The 5,416-nt window shown below is 69.1% G+C and carries 5 protein-coding genes; 4 read left to right on the top strand and 1 reads right to left on the bottom strand.

What is annotated here, in order from left to right; all coding sequences use genetic code 11:
- Positions 1 to 47: 47 nt before the first annotated feature.
- The gene (locus tag P409_RS25560) at positions 48 to 1,097 is read right to left on the bottom strand and encodes a LacI family DNA-binding transcriptional regulator (RefSeq protein ID WP_034845074.1); all 1,050 of its coding nucleotides are present in this window, start codon (positions 1,095 to 1,097) and stop codon (positions 48 to 50) included.
- Positions 1,098 to 1,332: 235 nt separating this feature from the next.
- Here P409_RS25560 and P409_RS25555 point away from each other — a divergent pair, with 235 nt between their 5' ends.
- From P409_RS25555 to P409_RS25540, 4 genes are all read left to right on the top strand, one after another.
- The gene (locus tag P409_RS25555) at positions 1,333 to 2,640 is read left to right on the top strand and encodes an ABC transporter substrate-binding protein (RefSeq protein ID WP_034845072.1); all 1,308 of its coding nucleotides are present in this window, start codon (positions 1,333 to 1,335) and stop codon (positions 2,638 to 2,640) included.
- Entirely contained in the window at positions 2,637 to 3,557 is a 921-nt protein-coding gene (locus P409_RS25550; RefSeq protein WP_052121382.1) for a carbohydrate ABC transporter permease, read from the top strand. The genes P409_RS25555 and P409_RS25550 overlap by 4 nt, the downstream gene beginning before the upstream one ends.
- Complete coding sequence (locus tag P409_RS25545) at positions 3,554 to 4,453, top strand: carbohydrate ABC transporter permease (protein ID WP_081991790.1); 900 nt, start codon at positions 3,554 to 3,556, stop codon at positions 4,451 to 4,453. Before P409_RS25550 ends, P409_RS25545 begins: the two co-directional genes overlap by 4 nt.
- Positions 4,454 to 4,469: 16 nt before the next feature.
- Positions 4,470 to 5,416 (top strand): Ldh family oxidoreductase (locus P409_RS25540; protein WP_034845069.1); only part of this gene is annotated, 947 nt, incomplete at its 3' end.

Here is a 5,416-nt window from a genome sequence, read left to right as displayed (position 1 = left end):
GGCGCCGGCGACCAGGATCGCCCGGCCGGAAACCACACCCGCCATGATCAGCTCCCTTGCTTGGGCGGCGCCGTCGAGGCCCGCACGATCAGCTGGGGCATGGCGCTGACATGCGCCTCCTGCCCCGCATCGGTGCCCTCGAGCACCCGGATCAGCGCGCCGACCGAGGCCTCGGCCATCACCGCCAGCGGCTGGCGCACGGTGGTCAGCGCCGGATGCACCACGGCGGCGAGGTCGACATCGTCGAAGCCGACAATCGACACATCGCGCGGGATCGAGGCGCCGAGGTCGCGGGCGCCGGCATAGGCGCCCATCGCGTACATGTCGTTCACCGTGACCACCGCGGTCGGCGGGTCGTCGCGGCTGAGCAGCTCGCGGATGCCGATGCGGCCGAGCTCCGGCCCCTCGGTGTCGCCGTAGCCGCCGATGCCCGCGCCCTGCCAGACCAGGGCGGGATCCAGCGCCAGCCCCGCCCTGGCCATCGCCGCCTTCAGCCCGTCGAGGCGGCCGGCGCGGCTGGAGGTCCTGATCGGCCCGGACAGGAAGGCGATGCGGCGGTGGCCGAGCCCGACCAGGTGCTGCCCCGCCAGCCTGGCGCCGAGCTCGTTGTCGACGCTGACGCTGCAGGCCACCACCGCCTCCGCCCCCTGGCCCCTGCGGTCGAAGGCGGCGACCACCAGGCCGCGGCGGACGAGATGGGCGATGTGGTCGAAGGTCAGCGGCGATGAGCTGAAGATCACCCCGCGCACGCCGGAGGACAGCAGCGTCTCGGCATAGCGCGCCTCCTGCTGCGGGTCGCGCTCGGCGTTGCAGATCAAGACCTTGTAGCCCAGCGCGGTGGCCGCACGCTCGACCTTGTGGGCCAGCGCGCCCCAGAACGGGTTGGCGACCGACGGCACGATCAGCCCGATGGTGCGGTTGCGGCCGGATTTGAACTGCCGGGCCAGCGCGTTCGGGGTGTAGCCGAGCTCTTCGATCGCCTGCAGCACCCGGGCCCTGGTCTCGGCCTGCATGCGCCCGTGCCGGCCGTTCAGCACGTTCGACACCGTGCTGGCCGAGACGCCCGCCGCCCGCGCCACGTCGAGAATGCTCGCCACGATCCCCCAAACCTGCTGTTTCGCGAAAACGCCAGGTACAACGTTTTATCACGAATAGCGCCGCCCCGGCGCCGATGTCAAATGGCGGATCTCCAAGCCAGTCCCGTGCTGTGAAACATTGCCATGTTGACTCGGCGGACGATCGTGGTGTTACGTTGCACCAACTTGCGTACATTGAGCCGGTCATGGTGAGAGGCGCGGCAAGCGCCCCACCGCCTCAGGGGGAGGACCCGACATGTCCAGGAGACCCGATTCCGAAAAATTCGGCCGGCGCGACGCCCTGCGGCACGGCGCGGCCCTGATCGGCGGGGCGGCCCTCGCCGGCCTCGCTCCCCGCACCTTCGCCCAGGACACGGCCCGCATCCGCTTCGGCGGCTATGTCGAGAGCCAGGAGCAGCTGAAGCAGACCCTGGCGACGCTGAAGGCCTATGCCGACAGCCATCCGGGCGTGGAGATCGTGCCGGAGTTCACCAGCTTCAGCGCCTTCACCGACAAGCTGGCCACCGAGGCGGCGGGCGGCAACGCGCCCGACATGTTCAGCGTCAATGTCGACCTGCTGGGCGAATACGCCCGGCGCGGCGTGCTGGCGCCGCTGAACGGCTACATCCCCAAGCCGCTGGACCTGTCGGACTATGTCGACGGCGCGATCAAGGCCGGCACCTTGGGCGGCCAGCTCTACGCCATCCCGAACGACTGCATCGCCCCGGCGATCACGGTGAAGACGGCGGTGTTCGAGGAGACGGGCGTGCCCCTGCCCGACCAGATGTTCACCTGGGAACAGCTGGCCGAGACCGCGGTCGCGATCAGCAAGGCCAAGGGCAAGCGCTTCTGGGGGCTGGAGGATGCGGGGTCGAACTACATCCCCTGCGACGTCTTCCTGCGCGCCAGGGGCAAGTCGATGTTCACGCCGGAACGGCAGTTCGGCTTCGCCCGCGAGGACATGGCCGAATGGTTCGCCTACTGGGCGAAGCTGCGCGACGCCGGCGGCATCCCGCCCGGCGAGGTGCAGGCCCTGGCCAATGGCGACGACCCGGCGCTGACCGGCCTGATCAGCGGCCGCGCGGCGATGTTCGCGTCGCTGACCGACAGCTTCGTCGGCCTCCAGGCGCTGACCGAGGACGACCTGGTGCTGCACATGATGCCGAACGGCTTCCAGGGCGGCACGCTCAAGCAGCACCACTACACCTATGCCGGCAACTCCACCGGGCTGTGGACCAAATCGCCGCACAAGGACCGGATGGTCGACATCATCCGCTTCATGCATTTCGAGCCGGCGGGGATCGCGCTGTACTACCGCGGCAGCGGCATGGTGCCGGCGTCGAAGGCCGGCCGGACGGCGCTGGCGAATGAGGGCACCGACGCCGACCGCAAGATCATCGCCTATATCGACCTGCTGCAGCAGGACCCGGCGCCGCCGCGCTATCCCGGCATCACCGGCATGTCCGGCATGCTGCGCCGGGCCAATGAGGCGGTAGCCTTCGGCAAGCTGAAGCCGCAGGAGGCCGCCGACCAGTTCATCGGCGAAGCCAAGGCCCGGCTGTGAAGCGGCGCGGCGCCAGCCCACGGGGCGTCGGCAGCACGGCGGAGCAGAACGGCGCCGCCTACCTGTTCCTGGCGCCGTGGATCGTCGGCGCCCTTTGCCTGACGCTGGGGCCGATCCTGGCGTCCCTCTACCTGTCCTTCACCAGCTACGACCTGTTCAACCCGCCCATCTGGGCCGGGCTGCACAATTACGAACGGCTGCTGTTCGAGGACCCGCGCTACCTCCAGGCGGTCAAGGTCACCTTCCACTACGTCTTCCTGTCGGTGCCGCTGAAGCTGGCCTTCGCCCTGGCCGTGGCGGTGATGCTGAACCGCGGCATCCGGTTCCTCGGCCTCTATCGCGGCCTGTACTACCTGCCCTCGCTGCTGGGCGGCAGCGTCGCCGTCGCCATCATGTGGCGGCAGATCTTCAGCTATGACGGGCTGATCAACCACATCCTGCTGTGGTTCGACATCGACGGGCCGAGCTGGATCTCGAACCCGGACACCGCCCTCTACACCCTGGTCAGCCTGGCGGTGTGGCAGTTCGGGTCGCCGATGATCATCTTCCTGGCCGGCCTCAAGCAGATCCCGCAGGACCTGTACGACGCCGCCTCGGTCGACGGCGCCGGGCCGGTGACCAAGTTCTTCCGCATCACCCTGCCCCTCCTCACCCCGATCATCTTCTTCAACTTCGTGATGCAGATGATCGGCGCGTTCCAGGCCTTCACCCCGTCCTTCATCATCAGCAACGGCACCGGCGGGCCGGCGGATTCGACGCTGTTCTACACCCTGTATCTCTACGAGCAGGGCTTCACCAACTTCCAGATGGGCTATGCCTCGGCCATGGCCTGGATCCTGGTCGGGATCATCGCCACCGCCACCGCCGTGGCCTTCCTGTCGGCCCGCTTCTGGGTGCATTACGGGGACGAGCGATGACGGCGGCGCCGGTGCGGGACGAGGCGCGGATGCGCGCGGGGTCGCAAGGCTTGCCGTTCTGGATGGCCGATGTCCGGCCGAAGCGGATCCTGGTCCACCTGGCGCTGATCGCCGGCGCCGTGGTGATGATCTATCCGCTGCTGTGGCTGGCCAGCAGCTCGGTCAAGCCGTCGACGCTGATCTTCTCCGACCCCGGCCTGTGGCCGGCCAAGCTGCGGCTGCAGAACTACGCCGATGGCTGGCGCGGCGCCGCCCTGCCCTTCAGCGTGTTCTTCGGCAACTCCTTCCTGATCTCGGCCCTGGCGGTGATCGGCAACGTCATGGCCTGCAGCCTGGTGGCCTATGCCTTCGCCCGGCTGAACTTCCGGTTCAAGCGCACCCTGTTCGGGCTGATGCTGGCCACCATCATGCTGCCGCTGCACGCGACGCTGATCCCGCAATACATCCTGTTCCACAACCTGGGCTGGGTGAACACGATCCTGCCGCTGGTGGTGCCGAAGTTCCTGGCCGCGGATGCCTTCTTCGTCTTCCTGATGGTGCAGTTCATCCGCGGCATCCCGCGCGAGCTGGACGAGGCGGCGATGATGGACGGCGCCGGGCCGTTCCGGATCTACCGCTCGATCATCCTCCCTCTCCTGACCCCCGCCCTGGTCACCACCGCCGTCTTCTCCTTCATCTGGACCTATGAGGATTTCCTGACGCCCCTGGTCTATCTGACCGACATGGCCTCCTATACCGTGCCGCAGGGGCTGCGGCTGTTCATGGCCTCGACCGGCGTCTCGGCCTGGGGCCCGATGCTGGCGATGTCGCTGCTGTCGCTGGTCCCCCTGTTCGTCCTGTTCTTCGTCTTTCAGCGCCGGCTGATCGAGGGGATCGCGACGACCGGCCTGAAATGAACCGATGGGACCCTCGATGCTGATCCGCCACGACACCCTGACCGCGCTGGTCGGGGACATCTTCGCCGCCCAGGGCTGCAGCGCCGCCGAGAGCGGGCGCATCGCCCGATACCTGGTCGCCGCCAACCTGACCGGGCATGACAGCCACGGCGTCATCCGCGTGCCGCGCTATGTCGGCATGCTGGCCAAGGACGAGGTGCGGCGCGACGTGACCGCCGAGGTGGTCACCGACACCCCGGCCTTCGCCCTGGTCGATGGCGGCTACGGCTTCGGCCAGACGGTGGGGCCGCAGGCGGTGCGGATCGGCATCGACAAGGCGCTCAAGGGCGGCATCGCGGTGGTTGGGCTGCGCCATGCCGGCCATCTCGGCCGCATCGGCGAATGGGCGGAGATGGCGGCCGAGTCCGGGCTGTGCTCGCTGCACTTCGTCAATGTCGCGGGCAGCGAGCTGGTGGCCCCCTTCGGCGGGGTCGAGCGGCGCTTCTCCACCGCCCCCTTCGCCGCCGGCTTCCTGGTGCCCGGCCGGGCGCCGGTGATCCTGGACTTCGCCACCTCGCTGGTGGCCGAGGGCAAGGTGCTGGTGGCGGCCAATGGCGGCAAGCCCCTGCCCGAGGGCGCGCTGATCGAGCCCGACGGCACGCTGAGCCAAAACCCCGACACCCTCTACGGCCCGGCCGTGCCCGGCAGCGCCCGCAACGCCCAGAACGGGCTCGGCGCCATCCGCGCCTTCGGCGAGCACAAGGGGTCGGGCCTGGCCCTGATCTGCGAGCTGGTGGCCGGCGCCCTGACCGGGTCGGGCTGCGCCGGGCCGGGGCCGCGCCGCTTCTGCAACGGCATGCTGTCGATCTACATGGCGCCCGGCCAGTTCGGCTCGGCCGAGGAGCTGGCGGCCGAGACCACGCGCTATATCGACTATTTCAAGGCCTGCCGCCCGGCGGAGGCCGGCGGCGAGGTGCTGCTGCC

This window comes from Inquilinus limosus MP06 (assembly GCF_000767795.1).
Lineage (GTDB): Bacteria > Pseudomonadota > Alphaproteobacteria > DSM-16000 > Inquilinaceae > Inquilinus > Inquilinus limosus_E.
This window is presented reverse-complemented; position numbering and strand designations above follow the sequence as displayed.